Origin of the sequence: Actinoplanes sp. CA-252034, assembly GCF_050956125.1 — a bacterium.
Classification (GTDB): domain Bacteria; phylum Actinomycetota; class Actinomycetes; order Mycobacteriales; family Micromonosporaceae; genus Actinoplanes.
In genome coordinates this window covers 9,943,013-9,961,943 of record NZ_CP191846.1, presented here as the reverse complement: position 1 = coordinate 9,961,943, position 18,931 = coordinate 9,943,013, and the positions used below count along the sequence as shown (strand labels likewise).

18 protein-coding genes are annotated in these 18,931 nt (G+C 70.7%); 6 read left to right on the top strand and 12 right to left on the bottom strand.

The annotated features are described in order from the left end of the window. Positions 1–117: 117 nt before the first annotated feature. The 3 genes from ACQPZW_RS44940 to ACQPZW_RS44930 all read right to left on the bottom strand — a co-directional run bounded on the left by ACQPZW_RS44940 (position 118) and on the right by ACQPZW_RS44930 (position 3,163). The gene (locus ACQPZW_RS44940) at positions 118–825 is read right to left on the bottom strand and encodes an ABC transporter ATP-binding protein (protein WP_433792096.1); all 708 of its coding nucleotides are present in this window, start codon (positions 823–825) and stop codon (positions 118–120) included. Between the two features lie 127 nt (positions 826–952). Beyond that, positions 953–1,588 (bottom strand): alpha-ketoglutarate-dependent dioxygenase AlkB, encoded by a 636-nt coding sequence (locus ACQPZW_RS44935; protein ID WP_433792095.1) that lies wholly within the window; start codon positions 1,586–1,588, stop codon positions 953–955. 9 nt (positions 1,589–1,597) lie between these two features. Next, complete coding sequence (locus ACQPZW_RS44930; protein ID WP_433792094.1) at positions 1,598–3,163, bottom strand: MFS transporter; 1,566 nt, start codon at positions 3,161–3,163, stop codon at positions 1,598–1,600. An 89-nt stretch (positions 3,164–3,252) separates the two neighbouring features. Between ACQPZW_RS44930 and ACQPZW_RS44925 the strand changes: the two genes are divergently transcribed. After that, on the top strand, positions 3,253–4,035 hold the full coding sequence (locus ACQPZW_RS44925; RefSeq protein ID WP_433792093.1) for a TetR/AcrR family transcriptional regulator: 783 nt from the start codon (positions 3,253–3,255) through the stop codon (positions 4,033–4,035). Between the two features lie 14 nt (positions 4,036–4,049). Here ACQPZW_RS44925 and ACQPZW_RS44920 read toward each other — a convergent pair whose 3' ends face one another. The 8 genes from ACQPZW_RS44920 to ACQPZW_RS44885 form a co-directional block, all read right to left on the bottom strand. Next, positions 4,050–4,628, bottom strand: coding sequence for a GNAT family N-acetyltransferase (locus ACQPZW_RS44920; RefSeq protein WP_433792092.1), 579 nt, complete (start codon positions 4,626–4,628; stop codon positions 4,050–4,052). A 366-nt stretch (positions 4,629–4,994) separates the two neighbouring features. After that, positions 4,995–5,978, bottom strand: coding sequence for a succinate dehydrogenase/fumarate reductase iron-sulfur subunit (locus tag ACQPZW_RS44915; protein WP_433792091.1), 984 nt, complete (start codon positions 5,976–5,978; stop codon positions 4,995–4,997). Beyond that, complete coding sequence (locus tag ACQPZW_RS44910) at positions 5,975–7,870, bottom strand: fumarate reductase/succinate dehydrogenase flavoprotein subunit (RefSeq protein ID WP_433792090.1); 1,896 nt, start codon at positions 7,868–7,870, stop codon at positions 5,975–5,977. The genes ACQPZW_RS44915 and ACQPZW_RS44910 overlap by 4 nt, the downstream gene beginning before the upstream one ends. 15 nt (positions 7,871–7,885) lie before the next feature. Next, the gene (locus ACQPZW_RS44905) at positions 7,886–8,680 is read right to left on the bottom strand and encodes a hypothetical protein (RefSeq protein ID WP_433792089.1); all 795 of its coding nucleotides are present in this window, start codon (positions 8,678–8,680) and stop codon (positions 7,886–7,888) included. Between the two features lie 191 nt (positions 8,681–8,871). Then, positions 8,872–10,329 (bottom strand): TldD/PmbA family protein, encoded by a 1,458-nt coding sequence (locus ACQPZW_RS44900; RefSeq protein WP_433792088.1) that lies wholly within the window; start codon positions 10,327–10,329, stop codon positions 8,872–8,874. 280 nt (positions 10,330–10,609) lie between these two features. Continuing rightward, positions 10,610–12,046 (bottom strand): TldD/PmbA family protein, encoded by a 1,437-nt coding sequence (locus tag ACQPZW_RS44895; protein ID WP_433792087.1) that lies wholly within the window; start codon positions 12,044–12,046, stop codon positions 10,610–10,612. Between the two features lie 31 nt (positions 12,047–12,077). After that, positions 12,078–12,635, bottom strand: a complete 558-nt coding sequence (locus ACQPZW_RS44890) for a Uma2 family endonuclease (protein ID WP_433792086.1) — start codon at positions 12,633–12,635, stop codon at positions 12,078–12,080. A gap of 68 nt (positions 12,636–12,703) precedes the next feature. Next, positions 12,704–14,464, bottom strand: coding sequence for a prolyl oligopeptidase family serine peptidase (locus ACQPZW_RS44885; protein ID WP_433792085.1), 1,761 nt, complete (start codon positions 14,462–14,464; stop codon positions 12,704–12,706). 93 nt (positions 14,465–14,557) lie between these two features. Here ACQPZW_RS44885 and mshB point away from each other — a divergent pair, with 93 nt between their 5' ends. Genes mshB through ACQPZW_RS44870 form a run of 3 tightly spaced genes read left to right on the top strand, consistent with a single transcriptional unit; the run spans position 14,558 to position 16,447 of the window. Next, positions 14,558–15,424, top strand: a complete 867-nt coding sequence (gene mshB / locus ACQPZW_RS44880; RefSeq protein WP_433792084.1) for an N-acetyl-1-D-myo-inositol-2-amino-2-deoxy-alpha-D-glucopyranoside deacetylase — start codon at positions 14,558–14,560, stop codon at positions 15,422–15,424. After that, positions 15,421–15,903, top strand: a complete 483-nt coding sequence (locus tag ACQPZW_RS44875) for a hypothetical protein (RefSeq protein ID WP_433792083.1) — start codon at positions 15,421–15,423, stop codon at positions 15,901–15,903. Before mshB ends, ACQPZW_RS44875 begins: the two co-directional genes overlap by 4 nt. A 58-nt stretch (positions 15,904–15,961) precedes the next feature. Beyond that, the gene (locus ACQPZW_RS44870) at positions 15,962–16,447 is read left to right on the top strand and encodes a hypothetical protein (RefSeq protein WP_433792082.1); all 486 of its coding nucleotides are present in this window, start codon (positions 15,962–15,964) and stop codon (positions 16,445–16,447) included. Here the strand turns inward: ACQPZW_RS44870 and ACQPZW_RS44865 are convergent. Then, positions 16,444–17,406: a GNAT family N-acetyltransferase gene (locus ACQPZW_RS44865; protein ID WP_433792081.1), complete on the bottom strand. Its 963-nt coding sequence runs from the start codon at positions 17,404–17,406 to the stop codon at positions 16,444–16,446. The two genes, ACQPZW_RS44870 and ACQPZW_RS44865, sit on opposite strands and share 4 nt — an antisense overlap. A gap of 83 nt (positions 17,407–17,489) precedes the next feature. On the opposite strand from ACQPZW_RS44865, the gene fdxA reads away from it, so the two are divergent. Together fdxA and dapC are read left to right on the top strand one after the other, a co-directional pair. Continuing rightward, positions 17,490–17,816, top strand: coding sequence for a ferredoxin (fdxA, locus tag ACQPZW_RS44860; RefSeq protein WP_433792080.1), 327 nt, complete (start codon positions 17,490–17,492; stop codon positions 17,814–17,816). Then, the gene (gene dapC, locus ACQPZW_RS44855) at positions 17,813–18,913 is read left to right on the top strand and encodes a succinyldiaminopimelate transaminase (protein ID WP_433797823.1); all 1,101 of its coding nucleotides are present in this window, start codon (positions 17,813–17,815) and stop codon (positions 18,911–18,913) included. Before fdxA ends, dapC begins: the two co-directional genes overlap by 4 nt. Positions 18,914–18,931: the final 18 nt, after the last annotated feature.

The window sequence follows — 18,931 nt, the reverse complement described above, 5'->3', positions numbered from 1 at the left end:
GGGTGATGGCCGGCTTTCCGGAGATGGCAGGGAGATCCCGGGTTGTGGCCCGGCATTCCGGATATGCGCGCTCAGAGGCCGGTCAGGCCCCTGGCGAAACGGATGGTGCGGAGAGGGTCAGGCCGCCGCGCCGAGATAGGCCTCGGTGACCTTGGGATTGGCGCTGATCTCCCCTGGCGAGCCGAGCGCGATCGGCTTGCCGAAGTCGAGGACCAGGATCTCGTCGCAGACCGACATCACCAGGTCCATATGGTGCTCGACCAGGAGCACGGTCGTGCCGGTCTCCTTGATCAGAGCGCCGAGCCAGGCGATCTCGTCGGCGTCCAGGCCGCCGGCCGGCTCGTCCAGCATCAGGATGCCTGGCTTCGCCGCGAGGGCGCGGGCCAGCTCGATGCGTTTCCGGATCGCGTATGGCAGCGCGCCCGGATAGGCGCTCGCATAGCGGGCGACGCCGCACCGCTCCAGGGCGGCCAGCGCCTCGGACTCGGCGTGGCGGTGGCGGGCGCCGACCATCACGTTCTCCAGCACTGTCATGCCGGCAAACTGGCCGACCCCCTGAAGGGTCCGGGCGATGCCCAGACGGCTCAGGTGGTGTGGGCGGGGCCGCCACGGGCTGCCGTCCAGAGTGAGCGACCCGGAGGTCGGCTGCACGAAACCACAGATGACGTTGAAAAGGGTGGTCTTGCCCGCGCCGTTCGGCCCGATCACGCCGACGATCCGCCCCGGCGCCACGCGCAGGGACACACTGTCGAGAGCGGTCAAGCCGCCGAAGCGGACCGAGATGTCGTGGAGCGCGAGCTCCTTGAGCTGGGAATCTGTTGACATGACCGCCTCGCCGGACCGGTGGAAGTCCTGTAAGGGAGATGGAGCATCAACTATTTACACTTGGAGTGTAACTTTCTCGGCGCACTCGTCAACCACTTGCAATGCCCGCGTTACCGAACTGCTCTGATCAGGCCACTCCGGCGGGCCGGAACTGCACGCTGACCCGCGGTCCGACCGATTTCGCGGTCTTCGGCACGGCGTGCTCCCAGGTGCGTTGACAGGAGCCGCCCATCACGATCAGATCGCCGTGCCCCAGCGGGAACCGCAGCGTCTCGTGCCCACCCGCCCGTGGTCGCAGCAGCAGGTTGCGCGGCGACCCGAACGAGACGATGGCGACCATGGTGTCCTCCGAGGCGGACCGCCCGATGGTGTCGCCGTGCCAGGCGACGCTGTCACGGCCGTCACGGTAGAGGCACATGCCCGCGGTCACGAACTCCTCGCCCAGCTCATCGGCGTAGTGCCGGTTGAGCTCGGCGCGGGCCTCGATCAGGGCGGAGTGTGGCAGCTGCTCCCGCGGGCCGAACCACCGCAGGAGCCGGGGGACGTCGACGACGTCGTCATACATCCTGCGCCGCTCGGCTCGCCAGTCGATGCCGAGCAGCGTCTCGAAGACGGCATCCGAGCCGTGCAGCCAGCCGGGCAGCACGTCGACCCAGGCGCCGGCGGTGAGCCGATGCCGGGTGAGGCGGCCGGTCAACGACGCGACCGCCTCGGCCGGCCCGGACATCAGGTCGAACATCGAAGGCTGGTAAGCGCTGGTCATGGCGCCATGTTAGTACGGGCGTTCGATTCCGGCCGGTGTCGCTTGCGAATCTGTGGACAACTGATTCGCTGATTCGGCTTCTGTGGACAACGGGCCGGCCGCCCCCGGATCCGTGGCAGGCTTCGGGCGCAACACCGTGGCGGCCAGCACCGCCGCGGCGATCCCGCCCACCACGCCGACCAGAGAGGTGACCGCGATGGCATCCACGAAAGCGGCCCGGGCAGCCTCGGCCAGCCCCGCGTCCCCGGTCGAGGCCGCGACCCCCAGGGCCTCCCCGAGCGAGTCACGCGCCGGCCCAGCCGTTCCCGACGGCATCGCCGCACGGTAGGCCGTGGTCAGGATGCTGCCGAGCACCGCCACGCTGAGCGCGGCGCCGACCTGCTGCACCGTGTCGTTGACCGCCGACCCGACGCCGGCCCGCTCCGGCGGGAGCGCGCCGAGCAGCGTGCCGACGGCGGCCGGGGACGCTACGCCGCTGCCCATGCCGATGAGCACCAGCGCCGCCGCCAGCTTGAGATAGCCGTCCGAGTAATCGAGCGAGGCGAGCACCGCGAAGCCGCCCGCCACCAGGAGCAGGCCGGCGGTCAGCGCCACCCGCGCGCCGAACCGCTTGTCCACCACCACACCGATGCCGTTGAACACCATCGTCGTCAGGAGCATCGGGATGAAGGCAGCCCCCGCCTTGATCGGCTCGTACCCGAGGACGAACTGGAGATATTGCGTGATCGCCAGCATCACCCCGCCGGCCGAGAAGGAGAGCAACACCAGCGACAGGCTCGCGCCCCGGAAATTGCGGTCGCGGAAGAGCGACAGCGGCAGCATCGGCTGGTCGGCGCGGCGCTCCCAGAGGACGAACCCGATCAGAGCCACCACGCCGGTCACGGCCGCGCCGCTGGTGCGCCACGACTCCCATCCGTGCTCCGGCGCCGAGATGACGCCCCAGATCAGGGCGGTCATGCCGATCGTGGACAGGAGCGCTCCGACGGTGTCCGGGCGGGAGGCCGGACCCCGCGACTCCGGGATGATCAGCAGCGCGGCCACGATGCCCAGCACCGCGATGGGGATGTTGATCAGGAAGACCGAGCCCCACCAGAAGTGCTCCAGGAGCAACCCGCCGAGCGCGGGACCGCCGAGGGCGCCGAGCATCAGCACCGAGCTCCAGATGGCGATGGCCTTCTTGCGCTCGTCCTCGTCGAAGACGGTGGTGAGGATGGCGAGCGTGCCGGGCATCAGGAAAGCCCCACCGAGGCCCATCAGGCCGCGGACCGCGATCAGCTGGCCCGGTGTCTCGCAGACCGTGGCCAGCGCCGAGGCGCCACCGAAGACGGTCAGGCCGACGACCAGTCCGAGGCGGCGGCCATGCCGGTCGGAGAGGCTGCCGGCGGTGAGCAGCAGGCCGCCGAAGACCAGGATGTACGCGTCGATGATCCACTGAATGTCGGCGGTGCTCGCGCCCAGGTCCCGGATGAGCGCCGGGATCGCGATGTTGAGCACCATGTTGTCCACCATGACCACGAGCAGGCTCAGGCACAGGACGCCCAGGATCAGCCAGCGCCGCGGGTGACGGTCAGCCATCGATATTCCTCCCTCGTACAGTGTTCGGGATGGCTCGAACACCGTACCAGTCAAATCGAACAGTGTGCGATGACCTTTAAGATGACCTCATGCCCGACTTCACCGACTCGGTGTGGACCCGCCCCGCACGTCCGCGCACCGGTCAGCCGACCCTCAGCCGTGAGCAGATCGTCCGCGCGGCTATCGAGTTGCTCGACGCCGAGGGCACCGCCGGGCTGAGCATGCGCCGGCTGGGCGCGCGGCTCGGCTCCGGTGCCACCTCGCTCTACTGGCACGTCGCCACCAAGGACGACCTGCTGGAGTTGGCCGTCGACGAGGTGATGGGCGAGATCTACGTGCCGGAGGCCGGTGACGCGCCCTGGCGGATCGGGGTGTCCGTGATGGCCGGCGGCATGCGCTCCATGCTGCTACGACATCCGTGGGTGATCGGGCTGCTCGGTGTGCGGCCCACGATCGGCCCCAACGTGATGCGGATGGGCAACCGCAGCGTCGCCCTGCTCTCCGCCGCCGGGTTCACCGGGCCCGCCCTGTCACACGTGCACTCGCTGGTCACCGCGCACGTGATCGGGGCGACGACCACCCAGGCCGCCGTCGGGGCCGCCGTCCACCGGTCCGGGAAGTCCGCCGCCGAGCTGCGCAAGAGCCTGGAGCCGTTCATGGAGAAGACCGCGGGGGAGTACCCGGAGTACGCCCGCTGGCGGGAGGAGAGCGGCGTCACCGAGATGGACCCCGACCAGGTCTGGGATCAGAGCTTCGCCTTCGGTCTCGAGCGCATCCTCGACGGCCTCGAGCTCTGGCTCGACCGCGGCGCGAGCCTGGCCGTCAGCGAGGGCGGCACCGAACCGGCCGGCACCGAACCGGCCGGCACCTGAGTGCCGCTCGCGGGTCAGGGCGTGAGATCGGTGGCCAGCCGGGCGTGGGCGTGCATGTCGTGCCAGCCGTCGGCGTGGCGGGCCGCGCTGCGCCTGGTTCCCTCCAGCAGGTAACCGGACTGGGCGGCGACCCGGCACGACGGGGTGTTGGCCGTCGAGTGGGAGAGCTCCAGGCGGTGCAGTCCGAGGTCCCGGAAAGCCCAGCCGGTCAGCGCGGTCAGGGCCCGGGGTGCCAGACGTCGGCCACGGGCATCCGGCAGCACCCAGTAGGAGATCTGTGCCAGGCCTTCCGGTAGGTCCACGTGTCGTAGTGCGATCTGGCCGGTGACCTGCTCGTTCTCGGTGATCGCCCAACCGGCGTCGGTCTCGGCCCGCCACCGTGACTGCCAAAGTGCGATCCATTCGCGGGCCTCGTCCGGGGACAGGCTCCGGCAGTGCCAGCGCTGGATCGCCGGGTCGGCGAAAGCGGCAACCACCGCTGCGACGTCCGTCTCCCGCCAGGGGCGCATCGTGAGCCGGTCACCGTGGATCTCCGGCTGCTCGCGCTCGGACAGGGTTCCGGTGGGCAGCGCGGGCGTGGTCAGCAAAGGCACCCAGCGACTGTAGGACACCGCCGAGGCGGCGCCGATGAGGCGGCAGAGACCGCGCGGAACAGCCGGCGAGGCGGCGCCGCGAAACCGTTGACGCGGCGCCGATGAGGCGGCCAGGGGGATGGGAACGGGATGAGGCGGTGGAGGGACGGGAAACCGCGCGGGCGGCGGGACGCCCGGGAGGCGAAACGACGTGCGGATGGCGCGGTGCCCGGTGAGCCGACTGAGGTCCGTGCGAGACGGGGTGGGGTGGTGAGCGGAGGCCCCAGCCCGGCGGCCGCGTTTCGGCCGGGACCGGCTGGGGCCTCGCGTGGTAGCCGACGGGACGGGGTGGGTTGGTGGGACGGCCCTTCCCGTACCGCTGAGGGGTTATCTGTCGGGGTTGGGGTGGTTGTAGGTGACCTCTTCCGGCGGCAGCGGGAAGGTGACGTCGTCGCCGAAGGGGGAGAGGCCGCCCTGCAAGGGTGCGACCAGCTCGGCGATGTCCATGTGGCCGTCGGGGCCGACCGGCGCGTTCTCCGGCAGGCGGGCGCGTTTGCCAGGGACGCCGCCGGAGGTGCCGGCCACGCCGGGAGAGGTGCTGGGCGCCATGTTGTCGGACCCGAGCTGATCGCGGCGGAGGATCTTGCGGCCCAGCCAGACCAGTGGGTCGTAGCGCCGGTCGACCACGCGTTCCTTCATCGGGATGATCGCGTTATCGGTGATCTTGATGTGCTCGGGGCAGACCTCGGTGCAGCACTTGGTGATGTTGCAGTAGCCGAGGCCCTGGCTGGCCTGCGCGTACTCCTTCCGGTCGGAGAGGGAGTCGAGCGGGTGCATGTCGAGCTCGGCGGCGCGGATGAAGTATCGCGGGCCGGAGAAGGCCGGCTTGTTCTCGTCGTGGTCGCGGATCACGTGGCAGGTGTTCTGGCAGAGGAAGCACTCGATGCACTTCCGGAACTCCTGGCTGCGCTCCACGTCGATCTGCTTCATCCGGTACTCACCGGGGGCGACGCCGGGCGGCGGGGCGAACGCGGGCGTCTCCCGTGCCTTCTCGTAGTTGAACGAGACGTCCGTGACCAGGTCGCGGATCACCGGGAAGGTGCGGATCGGCGTGATCGTGACGGTCTCGTTCTCCTCGAACGTCGACATCCGGGTCATGCAGCCGAGCCGGGGCTTGCCGTTGATCTCCATCGAGCAGGAGCCGCACTTGCCGGCCTTGCAGTTCCACCGGCAGGCCAGGTCGGGCGCCTCGGTGGCCTGCAGGCGGTGGATGATGTCGAGGACGACCTCGCCCTCGTTCACCTCGACGTCGAAGTCGCGCAGGTCGCCGCCGGATGCGTCACCGCGCCAGACACGGAATCGGCGTTTCACTCTGCCTCCCTCTCGGCCAGTTCTTCATCGGTCAGGTATTTGGCCAGCTCACTGCGCTCGAACAGGTTGAACAACTCGTCACGCATCCGCGGCACCGACTTGCGTTCCAGGTGCACCTCGCCGGACTCCTCCAGCGAGCAGACCAGGTTGACGCGACGCCACTCGGGGCTCATCTTCGGGAAGTCCTCGCGGGTGTGACCGCCGCGCGACTCCTCCCGCTCGAGGGCCGCCTTGGCCGTGCACTCCGAGACGACAAGCATGTTGCGCAGGTCCAGAGCCAGATGCCAGCCCGGGTTGTACCGCCGGCCGCCGCTCGCGCCCACGTTCGCGACGCGGACCCGCAGCTCCTGCAGCTTCTTCAGCGCGTCGGAGAGCTCGCCCTCGCGCCGGATGATGCCGACCAGGTCACCCATCACCGCCTGAAGATCCTGCTGCAGGGTGTACGGGTTCTCGCCGTCCTCATTGACCAGGGGTGCGAGCGCCACCTCGGCGGCGGCCGCCACGTCCACCTTCGACGGCTTCGGACGGGCCCCCAGCGTCTCCACGTAGGCCGACGCGTGCTCCCCGGCGCGCTTGCCGAAGACCAGCAGGTCGGACAGCGAGTTACCGCCCAGCCGGTTGGACCCGTGCATGCCGCCGGACACCTCACCCGCCGCGAACAGGCCCTGGACCGCGCCGAACGCCGCGCCGGTGTCCGGTTCGACCTCGATGCCACCCATCACGTAGTGGCAGGTCGGCCCGACCTCCATCGGCTCCTTCGTGATGTCGACGTCGGCCAGCTCCTTGAACTGGTGATGCATCGACGGGAGCCGCCGGATGATCTGCTCGGCCGGCATCCGGGTCGACACGTCCAGGTAGACACCGCCGGCCGGGCTGCCACGACCCGCCTTGACCTCGCTGTTGATGGCCCGGGCGACCTCGTCGCGGGGCAGCAGCTCGGGCGGGCGGCGGTTGTTGTCCGGATCGGTGTACCAGCGGTCGCCCTCCTCCTCTGTCTCCGCGTACTGCTTGCGGAAGACGTCGGGGACGTAGTCGAACATGAACCGCTTGCCCTCGGAGTTGCGCAGCACCCCGCCGTCACCACGGACCGACTCGGTGACCAGGATGCCCTTCACACTGGGCGGCCAGACCATGCCGGTCGGGTGGAACTGCAGGAACTCCATGTTGATCAGGGTCGCCCCGGCGCGCAGGGCCAGCGCGTGACCGTCGCCGGTGTACTCCCACGAGTTCGAGGTGACCTTGTAGCTGCGGCCCACCCCGCCGGTCGCCAGCACCACGGCCGGCGCCTCGAAGAGGATGAACTCGCCCGACTCCCGGTAGTAGCCGAACGCCCCCGCCACCCGGTCGCCATCGAGCAGCAGCTCGGTGATCGTGGTCTCCTGGAACACCCGGATCCGCGAGTCGTAGCTGCCGGTCTCGGCGAAGTCCTCCTGCTGCAACGACACGATCTTCTGCTGCAGGGTACGGATCAGCTCCAGCCCGGTACGGTCGCCGACGTGCGCGAGACGCGGGTACTCGTGGCCGCCGAAGTTGCGCTGCGAGATCTTGCCGTCCTTGGTCCGGTCGAAGAGCGCGCCGTACGTCTCCAGCTCCCAGATCCGCTCCGGCGCCTCCTTGGCGTGCAGCTCCGCCATCCGGAAGTTGTTGAGGAACTTGCCGCCCCGCATGGTGTCCCGGAAGTGCACCATCCAGTTGTCGTTGCTGTTCACGTTGCCCATCGCGGCCGCGGCGCCGCCCTCGGCCATGACCGTGTGCGCCTTGCCGAACAGCGACTTCGAGATGATCGCCGTCCGCTTACCGGCCATCCGGGCCTCGATCGCCGCGCGCAGGCCGGCGCCACCGGCCCCGATCACGACGACGTCGTACAGGTGTCGCTCGATCCTGGTGCTCATTGCTCCGCCTACTCCTCAGTTGATGATGCGCAGGTCGGTGAACCAGTCGGCGGCGAGACCCATGATGTAGAAATCGGTCAGCGCCAGGGTGCCGAGCGTGATCCAGGCCAGCTGCATGTGGCGGGTGTTGAGCTTGGACACGAACGTCCAGAAGCGGTAACGCACCGGGTGCTTGGAGAAGTGCTTCAGCCGGCCACCCGCGATGTGCCGGCAGGAGTGGCAGGACAGCGTGTACGCCCACAGCATGATCACGTTGATCCAGAGGATCACGTTGCCCAGCCCGAGCCCGGTCGTCTGCGCCACCACAGCGTCCCAGGTGTTGATCAACGAGATGACGACGGCGGCGTAGAACGCATACCGATGCGCGTTCTGGAAGATCAGCGGGAAGCGGGTCTCACCGGTGTACTTCTTGTGGCCGTCCGGCACCGCACACGCCGGCGGCGACAGCCAGAACGCCCGGTAGTACGCCTTCCGGTAGTAGTAGCAGGTCAACCGGAACAGCAGCAGGAACGGCAGGGTGAACGCCGCCTCCGGGAGGAGGAAGAACTTCGGCAGCGGAGTGCCGAACATCGCCGCATCGCCGCACGCGTCGGTTATGCAGGGTGAGTAGAACGGGGTCAGATAGTGGAACTCGTCCACGAAGAACCACTTGTGCATGAACACCCGGACGGTGGCGTAGGTGACCCACGCGCCCAGGCCGATAAAGGTCACCAGAGGCGCGAGCCACCACCGGTCGGTGCGGAGGGTTCGCGCTGCGATCGCCGCGCGCGCCTTGCCGCCGCCGCCCGGCCTCGTTGCCGTCGTCGTCATTCCATCTCCCTGACAGTGCCGTGTGCAGGGTCGCGATGTGACGAGGTCAGGGCACAGTGATGCCCCACTTCGCCGTCGCGCCGCGACAGTGATGTGGGGCACACGTTACGCCGAAGGTCTGACTCTTTGCGGACTGGGTCACAAAAACATCATCCCGGCGGACAAAGATCATCGCCTATGAAGTAGATGATCTATCCCGAGGCGTTGCCGGTGACGTTCCACTCCGCCAGGTGCAGGGCCGGCGCGGCATAGCGGGCCCGGCCCCACGACTCCGGCAGCAGCACCGTCTCGCCACCGATCCCGAGCACCCTGCCCGGGCCCAGCGCCCGCGGATAGGACTGGGTGAACCGCACGTTGCTCACCGGTGCGGTGACCTCGCCGTCCTCCACCAGCCACACCCCGTTGCGGGTCAGACCGGTGATCACCAGCGCCTTCGGATCCAGAACCCTCGTATACCACAAATCGGTGATCAGCAGACCCCGGCGCATCCCGGCGACCAGCGGACGGGCCGAGTCGGCGATCGGGCCGGTGCCGCCCGTGCCCGGAGCGGCGCCCGGCACCGGAGCCGCCTCCAGGCGCAGGTGCGTCGCCTTCGGGCCCCACGAGCGCGACGCCGGCGAGGCGTGCCCGGTCGACTCGGCGCCTGCCAGCGCCGCCGACGTACGGTCGTGGGTCACCGCCGTGGTCACCCCGTCCCGGACCAGCACCAGCGTCTTGCGCGGCGTGCCCTCGTCGTCGAACGGCAGATCCGCGGCCGGCTCCGCGCGGCTGCCCAGCGGCTCGTCCACGATGGTCACCGACGGGTCGAACTGCCCCTTGCCCAGCTCGGCGAAGCTCTGCTGCTGGTGGTGGGCCTTGCCGTCGAAGCCGAAGACCGCGAGGTTCTCCAGCAGGTCCCGGACCGCGTCCGGCTCCAGCACCACCTCGTAGTGGCCCGGTGCCAGCTCGACCGGACCGTGGGCGGCCCGTGCCTTGGCCGCCGCCCGGGCGCCGAGCACCGCGCCGTCCAGGTCGGTCAGCCGAGAGGCGGCCAGTCGGGCCACCCCGTCCGCGCCCCCGTGGCGGGCGATGCCGTCCATCGCGGCCTCCGCCGTCCGGCCCTCGACCGCCTGGCCCGCGCTGTTGGCGAAGGCAGCCGACACATACACCGTGCGGCAGTAGCCGGCCGTCTCCAGGCCGCCGGCCGCCCGCACGAAGTCACCGACCCGCTCGGCGCGCTCGGCCGGATCAGCCCGTGCGGTCGCCTCGTCGAACCCGAAAGCCAGCCCCGACCGCTCACCCGAACCCGGATGCCCCGCCGACAACCGCAGCGGCGCCGGCGGGGCCAGGCCCGCCCAGGACCTGTCGACCGGCGACACCCGCACCGCCGCGAGTGTCCGCTCGACCAGTGCCCGCAGGCCGTCGGCGCCGGTCACGGTGGTCGAGCCGCCGGCCGTGCGGCCGTCGGCGTGCAGTCGCAGCCGGACACCGGTCACCGCCGAAGCCACGTTCTGATGGATCGTCGAGTTGGCGAACCGGGTCAGCGCCTCGGCGTCGTGCCGGACGTTCACCTCGGCCTCCGCCGACCGGCCGGCCAGCTCCCGCACGATCTCGATGACCCGGGCCGCCAGCTCCAGTTCGGCCCCGGCCCGTCCGCCCTCGCCGCTCATGCCACCACCCTCGCTCCGAGAAGAGATCCGCCGCCGGGACGAAGCCCGGTCCGAGCAACAGGCCCGCCGCCGGGACGAGGCCCGGTCCGAGCAAGAGATCCGCCGCCGGGACGAGGCCCGGTCCGAGCAACAGATCCGCCGCCGGGACGAGGCCCGGTCCGAGCAAGAGATCCGCCGCCGGGACGAGGCCCGGGCCGAGCAACAGGCCCGCCGCCGGGAAGAAGACGGGGGAGAAGGCGGGGAAGGAGGCCGGGGCGACCGCGACCGGGAGAACGGTGGCTCATCCCCGCACCCCCACCCGGACGTTCGTGAACCGGGCGGGCGCCGCTGGATGCCCGGTGTGCCCGATCTGGCCGGGCTGGCCCTTGCCGCAGTTGGGGGTGCCCCACGCGATCGTCTCGCTGGAGAGCATGTCCATCGACTGCCAGAACCTCGGGCCGATCCCGGTGTAGGTCGGGTTGCGCAGCATCCGCCCCAGCCTGCCGTTCTTGATCTCGTAGCCGATCTCGCAGCCGAACTGGAAGTTGAGCCGCCGGTCGTCGATCGACCAGGACCGGTTGACATCCATGAGGACGCCGTCGTCGGTGGCCGCGATGATCTCGTCGAGAGTGTGCGGCCCCGGCTCCAGGCCGACGTTGGTCATCCGCACCATCGGCAGCCGGGACCAGCCGTCCGACCGGACACTGCCCGCGTAGTCGAGCCCGGCGATCGCCGCCGAGTCACGCCCGGCCAGCACCCCCACCCACAGGCCGTCGCGGACCGCGTGCCGTTTGGCCGCCGGTGTGCCCTCGTCGTCGAAGCCGAAGCTGCCCAGCGCGCCCGGGAACGTCGGGTCGATCGTGATGTTCATCAGCTCGGACCCATACCGCAGCGAGCCCAGCCGGCTCAGATCCAGCCAGCTCGTGCCGGCGAACGCGGCCTCCCAGCCCAGAATCCGGTCGAGCTCGATGGCGTGCCCCACCGACTCGTGGATCTGCAGGGCCAGTTGCTCACCGCCGAGCACCAGCGTCGTCTCGCCGGACGGGCACAGCGGCGCCGTCAGCAGCGCCCGCGCCTCCTCCGCCATGCGCGGCGCGTTGCCCACCAGGTCGATCTCGTCGACCAGCTCCCAGCCCCGGGTGCCGAACTGGCCCCGATGCGACGGCCACGACCGGCGCTGCACCTCGCCGTCACCGATGGCGATCGCGGTCACGCCCGCGCCGCACTCACGGATGTGCTGGTCGATGCGGTGGCCCTCACTGGAGACGAACCACTTACGCGTATCCCAGATGGCGTAGTTGGCCTCGGCCACGTCGGCACCCGCCGCCTTGGCCGCCTGGGTCGCCCGGACCAGCAGGTCGCCCTTGTCGGAGAGCGGCACCCCGAGCGGATCGATCACGCAGTCGGAGGCCCAGCTCGCCACGATCGGGTCGGCCGGAACCAGCTCGGCCGGAAGACCGGGGACCGCGGCGCTCGCGGCGGCGATCTGCGCGGCGCGTCTCCCGGCGGCCCGTGCGGACTGCCCGGTCAGATCGGGCACGGCATAGAAGCCCCACCCGGAGCCGACCAGGGCTCGCACGCCCAGCCCCGCGCTCTCGTCGAAGCCGAGATCCTCGACGTCGCCGTCACGGGCCGACATGGTCTCGGATCGCCGCACCATCACCCTGGCGTCGGCATAGCGGGCGCCGGCATCGAGCGCGGCCTGCACCGCCGCCCCCGCCTCATCGAAGTGGGTCATGCCCCGACCCTATGCGCCGGGTCCGACAGTTTCAGCGAGGCGGCAGCAGATCCGCCGGATCGATGGTCGCGACCACGGGATCGGTCAGCTCCAGCAGTTCGCCGGGAGCGGCGGTCTTGTGCTCCCGGTACTCGGAGCCTTCGAGCTTGTAGAGGGTCAATCTCGCGGTCTTCGGTGCGACGAGCAGATACCAGGGGATGCCGGCATCCGCGTAGTACCGCATCTTCAGCACCCGGTCCGTGGTCGCGTTCGATGGCGAGAGGATCTCGCAGATCAGCCGGACGGCCGAGGCGTCCACGACGAGTTCCTCAAAGTCGATCATCGTGGTGATCGCGAGGTCGGGAATGGGGATCCGATTGATGCCGACCCGCACGTTGATGCCCTCGTGGACGAAGAGACCGATCGCCTCGGCGGGGGGCGTCAAGATGATCAGCAGCTTGCAGGCGAAGCGCTGATGAATCGGCGTCGGTCCAGGGGTCACGTGCAGGCTCCCGTCGAAAAGCTCGATGCGCTCGGGCGTTTCGCCGATGGCCAGGAACTCCGACTCGGTCCAGGTGGTCCTGTTGCCGAGAAGAAGGGACGGTGTCATGGCGTCTCCCGGGTTGTCGGGTGACGATTGTCGCATAGGACCATGCTCCACGCCTAGCTCCCTGGTGACTAGCTGTCCTTCAAGAAGGTTAGCTCCTCCTCGAAGGTGACGGCAGATCGCGACGCGAAACCGTCCAGCTCGGCGCCGACCAGCAACACGTCCGGGGACGTGCCGGCCTCGTGCAGACAGTGGTGGGCGTACACGTCGGGGGAGTCGCCCCGATCGCCCAGATAGCGCTCGGCCACCGGCGTCGGCAGCAGCGCCCAGTCGACGACCGGCCGGTGCGCGACCGCCCGGTGGAAGACCTCCGGCCGGCGCAGCACGGCCAGCGCGGCCAGCCATCCGCCCAGCCCACGGCCGTGCACCGCGACCCTGCCGAGGTCGAGGTCGGGGTGTTTGCCGTGCAGGGCGTGCAGGGCGTCGGCCTGATCGGCGAGCACCACGTCGGCGAGGCGCCGGTGGACCGCCTTCTCGAAACTGGGGGCCACTCCGGGCGTACCCCTGGAATCGACGCTGACCACGGCGAACCCGGAGTCGGCGAACCGCTGTCGCTCCCGCCATGCCGCGGGGTCCGCGAGGACCTGCTGATGCCCCGGCCCGTCGCCCAGGGTGACCAGCACCGGAAGCCTGGTCCCGCCGACGTGCCCGGCAGGGTAGAGGACCGCGGCCGGAAGTCGCCGGTCGGTGACCCGCTCCAGCACCGGCTCGGGATGCCCGGACGGGTCCGGCGTCTCCGCTCGCAGCGGGATCACCCGGTCGCCGTGCCACACGCGGCGCCCGGCGACCAGCACGTCGCCGCCGACGGTGACCCGCTCCGTGCCGGTGAGCGACGCCACCCGGGTGATCTCGGGCCCGCCCCCGCCGAGCGAGGTACGCACCCGGAACACCTCCCGCACCGCCGGATCGCCGAGGCTGCCCTCGACGATCAGGTCCGGTGTCCCGGCGGGCCCGCCGGGACGCGGCAGGGTGCCGGCCACCCGGCGCACGTAGAGGCCGGGCGGGGTGAGCAGGCTGCCGTCGGCGAAGAGACAGCGCGCGTCGAAGCCGTCGTGGGCCAGTTCGCCGCCGACCAGCACGCGCCCGTCCGGCAGATGCCGCGGCGTGCCCGGGATCGGCTCCACCCAGCGGGCGTCGGCGAGCTCGGCGTGCACCTGCGTCTCACCGGTGCGCGGGTCGATGGAGAGCACCAGGCCGTGCTGCTGCATCCGGCGCAGCACGGTGATCAGCGGGCCGCCGCCGACCCAGCGGACCTGCGCGAGGTAGGGGTAGGTCTCCCGGTCCCAGTGCACGTCGACCCAGCCGTCGTCCAGATCGAGCAGATGCAGGCTGACCGTCCGGGCGCTGCGCACGGCCAGGATCTGTGATCCGTCCGGCGACCACCACCATCCCCGGGTACGCCCGAACTCGCCCGCCCACGTCCCCGGCATCCCCCACGAGATCGTCCCGCCGTGCTCGCGCCACGCGTTGCCCGGCTCCCCGGCCAGCAGCCGGTCACCGTCCGGCCCGATGACGTGCAGCGACGCCGCCTCGCCGGGGTCGGTGAGGTAGCCGATGGCGTGGCCGCGCGGGTCGGGCCGGGCGTCGAACGCGGGCCCGGCCGTGGGCATCACGGTGACCGCACCGGTGACCAGGTCGGCCCGGAGCAGCTCACCGTTGCGGACCATGGCGGCGACCCGGGCGTCGCGATCGGTCGCGTAGGAGGCGACCGGCCCCACGGCGATCCGGCGCTCCACCCCGGCGGGCAGGTCCAGCGACCAGAGCTCCGCCGAGCGGAGGAACACGACTCGGGCGCCATCGGCCCCGACGGTCACGGCGTTCGGGTACTCCACTGCTCCAGCATCGCCGATCCGAGGTGACTCGCGCCGGGCAAACCGTGGGCCGGAGGACCGAACTCGTCGGTGGTCGCGCGTACAGTATCGGCCGTGACTGAAGAGTTGCCCGCCCGCCGCCTGCTGCTGGTCCACGCGCACCCCGACGACGAGGTGATCGGCACCGGCGCGACCATGGCCCACTACGTCTCGGCCGGAGCCCACGTGACCCTGGTGACCTGCACCCTCGGGGAGGAGGGTGAGATCCACGTCCCCGAGCTGTCCCGGCTCGCCGCCGCCGAGGCCGACCAGCTGGGCGGTTACCGCCTGGTCGAGTGGGAGCGCGCCTGCGCCGAGCTCGGTGTCACCGACCGCCGCATGCTCGGCGGTCCCGGTCGCTACCGTGACTCCGGGATGATGGGCCTGCCCACCAACGAGCATCCCCGCGCGTTCTGGCAGGCCGACCTCGACGAGGCGGCCGGTCACCTGGTCGAGATCATGCGCGAGATCCGCCCGCAGGTCATGATCACCTATGACGAGAACGGGTTCTACGGCCATCCCGACCACATCCAGGCCCACCGGGTCGCGATGCGCGCCGCCGAGCTGGCCGGCGCCGACGGCCCGGAGAAGATCTACTGGACGGCCATGCCGCTGAGCGTCCTGCTGGACGGCATGGAGGCGTTCCGCGAGTCGGAGAGCAACCCGTTCGCCGACGTGGAGAAGGTCGACGATCTGCCGTTCGGGACCCCGGACGAGGAGATCGCGGCCCGTGTCGACGGCACCGACCACTATGCGAAGAAGACCGCGGCGATGCGCGCCCACGCCACCCAGATCCCGGACAACTCGTGGCTCTACGGGATCGCCGGCGACTTCGGCGGCGAGTTCATGGGCGTGGAGTACTACACACTCGTCAAGGGCACCCGCGGTCCCGGCTCGGGCCCGCACGGCTGGGAGTCCGACCTGTTCAGCGGGCTGGCATGACCGACGAGACATCGGCCGGCCGGCTCATCCGGGCGGCCGGCATGTGCGTCGCGCTCGTGGCCACCCTGGTGACCGCCTTCCTCGAGTTGCAGCTGAGCGCCCTGCGGACCGGCGCGATCGGGGCGGTGCTCGACGGCGACTCGCCCTACACCGGCAGTGGCGCCCCGCTGCCGATCGCCGTCCCGCTCGCGATCGGGGTCAACCTGGCGATCTCGTGGTTCGCCGTGACGACGACCGGCCGCCGCTGGGCGGCCGGCCCACCGTGGGCGCTGTGGACGCTGATCATGCTGGCCGCCGCCGGTACCCGTACGTCCGAGGGCGACTACCTGGTCGGCGGGACGAACTGGGTGGCGCTGGTGACCATCCTGGCCGGGAGCCTGACCTTCGCCGTGTACGTGTACCGGATGATCCTCATCCCGGTGAACAGGGTCGGCGACACCCCGTTGAGCAAGGACAGCGAACTGTCGGGCAGCGTCTAGGAATCCAGGGGCGCCATCGGCCAGGATGAGCGCTACGATCCCGCCACGGTAATTCACGGTGCTCTTTCTGGAGGACGAGATGAGGCAGCAGCGCTGGTTCCGGATCACGGTGCTGGCCGTCGCCCTGTTCGCGGTCAACGTGATCGCCCGGCTGGTCATCAGGCTCTCCGCGGAGGACGACGGCGGCCAGAGTGTCGCCTCGATCGTCATGTTCGCGGTGATCGCGGTGACCCTGGCCGTCCTGGCATTCCTCCGGTCGCAGCGGCAGGCGCCGGGCGACTGGCTGCCCGACGTCGGGCTCGGCGCTCTCGGCGGCATGGCCCTGACCGTCCTGGCCGGGCCGCTCGTGAGTGGCCACGGCCCGTTTGCCAACGGGGCCGGTGACTTCTTCGCGCAGATCTGGCTGTATGGCGCCTGTGCGATCGCGGGCACGCTGGTCGGCTACTGGACGGCCGTCATGCTCGGCCGTGACTACCGGTCCCGGGCGCTGAAGGCGTACACGGAGGCCCGCAAGTCCCGCCCCCGCCGGGTCGTCGGCCGCTAATCCGCCGGGGCTTCCCTGGTGAGATAGGTGTGGTGGGTGCTGAAGCCGAGCCGGCCGTACAACGCGACGGCCGCCGTGTTCCGCTCCTCCACCTGCAGGTAGGCACGACTGGCGCCGCGCTGTGACGCCCAGTGCGCCAGCGCCCGGACGACGTGTCCGCCCAGGCCGCGCCGGCGAGCGGCCGGGGCGGCCTGCACCAGCGACACGCCGAGCCAGCGATCCGGGCCGGTCACCGCGCCGCGGGCCACCGCGAGCAACTCGCCGTCGGTGTCGCGGACGTGGGCGAAGACCCGGTCCGGCACGCCGTTCAGGATGGTCAGCGCGGCCGCGGGCAGGGTGCCCTTGTGATCGGCGACCATCGCATACCAGTCGTCGCCGGCCGCGTCGGCCAGATCGACCGGCGGCAGGTCGGCCCGGGCCGCGGCGGCCAGCATCGGGGCCAGCGGGGCGGTCTGCACCAGCGTCAGCGGCCGGCTCGTCCAGCCGCGCTCGTCGAGGGTCGCGTTGACCGGCGCGGCGAGCGGCAGTGGGGCGTTGATCAGGGGTTGCTGGCCGCGTTCGCCATACCACTGGACGACCGCGTCGATGGCCGCCTCCAGCGGGCGGTCCGGATCGCCGACCGCGAGAGCGGAGTTGGCGCGGCCGGTCCAGTTGTCCGCGGCCCGCAGCAGCCAGCCGCCGAGCCGGCCGCGCACCGGGGCGGGCCACGCCTCGTCGGCGGCGTGCTCGAGGGCGATCACGGCGGCGGCACTGGGCCGGCGCGCGGCGGGCACCCGTTTGGCGCGGTGCACCTCGCGCAGGGGCACCCGGATGGTGCCTTTGGCCGTGGCCAGTGTGAGATCGGTCTCGGTGAGGTCCACAAGCTCACCCAGGGCATCCGTGAAGAGCGTCCTGTCCCCGGATACGCCTACAATTCGCCGTACCACCACCCGGTGTCCCACATCCTGCTGTCGGAGCACGCATTACCTCCCTCGGCGGGAATACTAGGCTCTGCAATTCATCGTCGACGGTTTCCGCGGCGTGGCTTTGGAGGGAAAGATCCGTGACCTACATCATCGCTGAGCCCTGCGTCGATGTTCTGGACAAGGCATGTATCGAAGAATGCCCGGTCGACTGCATCTACGAGGGCAACCGGATGCTCTACATCCACCCCGATGAGTGCGTCGACTGCGGAGCCTGTGAGCCGGTCTGCCCGGTGGAAGCGATCTTCTACGAGGACGACGTGCCGGAGCAGTGGAAGGACTACACGAACGCGAACTACGAGTTCTTCGAGGACCTCGGCTCGCCCGGTGGCGCCTCCAAGGTCGGCAAGATCGACAAGGACACGCCGTTCGTGCTCGCACAGCCTCCGCGTGGGGACGCACACTGAGCGCTCTGTCATCGGCCCTGCCGGACTTCCCCTGGGACCTGCTGGAGCCGGCCAAGAAGCTCGCCTCGGCACACCCGGGCGGCATCGTGGACCTGTCGATCGGCACGCCGGTCGACTCGGTTCCGGCGTCGGTCCGGCAGGCCCTCGCGGAGGCCTCCGACGCGCCCGGCTACCCGCTGACCGCCGGCACGCCGCAGCTGCGTGCCGCGATCGCGGGCTGGCTCGCCCGGGAGTGCCGGGCGAGCGGTGACCTCGGCGTGCTGCCCACGATCGGCTCGAAGGAGCTGGTGGCCTGGCTGCCGACGCTGCTCGGCGTCCGGCCGGGCGACGTGGTCGTCATCCCGTCGGTCTGCTACCCGACCTACGAGGCGGGCGTCCGGCTGGCCGGCGCCGAGGTGGTCCGGTCGGACTCGCTCACCGCGCTCGGCCCCGATCGCCGGATCAAGCTGATCTGGATCAACTCACCGTCCAATCCGACCGGCCGGGTGCTCCCCGAGGAGCATCTGCGCAAGGTCGTCGACTGGGGGCGCGAGCGCGGCGTGACCGTGGTCAGCGACGAGTGCTACCTGTCGCTCGGCTGGGAGAGCACGCCCGTGTCGGTGCTCGACGACCGGGTGACCGGCGGCGACTACACCGGCGTGCTGGCCGTCCACTCGCTCTCCAAACGCTCCAACCTGGCCGGTTACCGGGCCGGTTTCGTCGGCGGCGACCCGGCGCTGATCGCCGAGCTGCTGGCGGTCCGCAAGCACGCCGGCATGATCGTCCCGGCGCCGGTGCAGGCCGCCATGGTGGCCGCCCTGACCGACGAGACGCATGTGGGGGAGCAGCGTGAGCGCTATGCCGCCCGCCGCGAGATCCTGCGGTCCGCGCTGGTCAAGGCCGGGTTCGAGATCAGCCACTCGGAGGCGGGCCTCTACCTGTGGGCGACCCGTGACGAGGACTGCTGGACGACCGTCGACCGGCTCGCCCGGCGGGGCATCCTGGCCGCTCCGGGCGCCTTCTACGGCCCCGCCGCGGCGAAGCACGTGCGGATCGCGATGACCGCGACCGACGAGCGGGTGGCGGCCGCGGCCGACCGCCTGAGTGAGCCGTTCTGACGCAGAGGGAGAGTCTCG

Coding starts and splice junctions, on each gene's coding strand:
- ACQPZW_RS44940 (WP_433792096.1), bottom strand. CDS start 825: ATGTCAACAGATTCCCAGCTCAAGGAGCTCGCGCTCCACGACATCTCG.
- ACQPZW_RS44935 (WP_433792095.1), bottom strand. CDS start 1,588: ATGACCAGCGCTTACCAGCCTTCGATGTTCGACCTGATGTCCGGGCCG.
- ACQPZW_RS44930 (WP_433792094.1), bottom strand. CDS start 3,163: ATGGCTGACCGTCACCCGCGGCGCTGGCTGATCCTGGGCGTCCTGTGC.
- ACQPZW_RS44925 (WP_433792093.1), top strand. CDS start 3,253: ATGCCCGACTTCACCGACTCGGTGTGGACCCGCCCCGCACGTCCGCGC.
- ACQPZW_RS44910 (WP_433792090.1), bottom strand. CDS start 7,870: ATGAGCACCAGGATCGAGCGACACCTGTACGACGTCGTCGTGATCGGG.
- ACQPZW_RS44905 (WP_433792089.1), bottom strand. CDS start 8,680: ATGACGACGACGGCAACGAGGCCGGGCGGCGGCGGCAAGGCGCGCGCG.
- ACQPZW_RS44900 (WP_433792088.1), bottom strand. CDS start 10,329: ATGAGCGGCGAGGGCGGACGGGCCGGGGCCGAACTGGAGCTGGCGGCC.
- ACQPZW_RS44895 (WP_433792087.1), bottom strand. CDS start 12,046: ATGACCCACTTCGATGAGGCGGGGGCGGCGGTGCAGGCCGCGCTCGAT.
- ACQPZW_RS44890 (WP_433792086.1), bottom strand. CDS start 12,635: ATGACACCGTCCCTTCTTCTCGGCAACAGGACCACCTGGACCGAGTCG.
- ACQPZW_RS44875 (WP_433792083.1), top strand. CDS start 15,421: ATGACCGACGAGACATCGGCCGGCCGGCTCATCCGGGCGGCCGGCATG.